General features: G+C 68.4%; 1 pseudogene. It reads left to right on the top strand.

The window, feature by feature from the left end:
• Positions 1-69: 69 nt before the first annotated feature.
• Positions 70-1,125, top strand: a pseudogene (locus AC3EO4_RS55645) (IS3 family transposase); the annotation flags it as partial.

Here is a 1,125-nt window from a genome sequence, read left to right as displayed (position 1 = left end):
GGGCCCTGCCCCCGATGTGTGGACACCTTGAGTACCGGATGATGGAGATCCGGAGACAAGGAGTTCCACGTGGCGATGAAGTCGTATCCGCCGGAGTTCAAGGCGGACGCCGTCGCGTTGTATCTATCCGATCCGGGACGAACGCTGGCCTCGGTGGCCGAGGACCTGGGGATCAGCCGGGAGACGCTGCGTAACTGGGTGCGTCAGGCCCAGGCGGACGGCACCGCGGGCGCGAAGAAGCGTGGTCCGCACAAGCGGTCGGCGCGGGGCCCGCTATCGTCCGACGACGTGCTGGAAGAGGAGAACAAGCAGCTCAAGGCACGGATCCGGGAGCTGGAGATGGAGCGCGACATCCTGCGCCGGGCGGCGAAGTATTTCGCCGGAGAGACGAACTGGTGAGCCGCTTCGAGTTCGTCGACGACCACGCGGGCGCCTTCGGCGTGAAGCGGCTGTGCCGGGTCCTGAAGGTGTCCCGCTCGGGCTTCTACCGGTGGCGCAAGGCCGCGCCGGCCCGGGCGCAGCGGGCCGCGGCCGATGCAGCACTCGCCGCGGAGATCAAGCAGATCCACGGCGCGTTCGACGGCACCTATGGCAGTCCGCGCATCACCGCCGAGCTGCGCGCCCGGGGCCGCAGGGTCAACCACAAGCGGGTCGCGCGGGTGATGCGCCGTTCCGGCATTGTCGGGCTGCACCTGCGCAAGAAGGTACGCACCACGGTGCCGGAACCCTCGCATCAGAAAGTGCCCGACCTGATCAAGCGGGACTTCACCGCGTCGGCCCCGAACCGGCGCTATGTCGGCGACATCACGTACCTGCCCGTCGGTGAGGGCCGGTTCCTGTATCTGGCGACCGTGCTGGATCTGGGTTCGCGGCGGCTGGCGGGCTGGTCGATCGCCGATCACATGCGCACCGAGCTGGTGAGCGACGCGCTGCGCGCAGCCGCTGCGACACGGGGCAGCCTGCACGGCGCGATCTTCCATGCCGATCATGGGGCCCAGTACACCTCGGCTGAGTTCGCCAAGGTCTGTGCCGAACTCGGTGTTCGCCAGTCCATGGGAGCCGTCGGCACAAGCGCCGACAACGCCGCGGCGGAGGCGTTCAACGCCACCCTCAAACGCGAAACGC

The organism is Nonomuraea sp. bgisy101 (genome assembly GCF_057708945.1).
The sequence above is the reverse complement of the archived record's forward strand: the minus strand, read 5'-3'. Positions and strand labels throughout refer to the sequence as shown.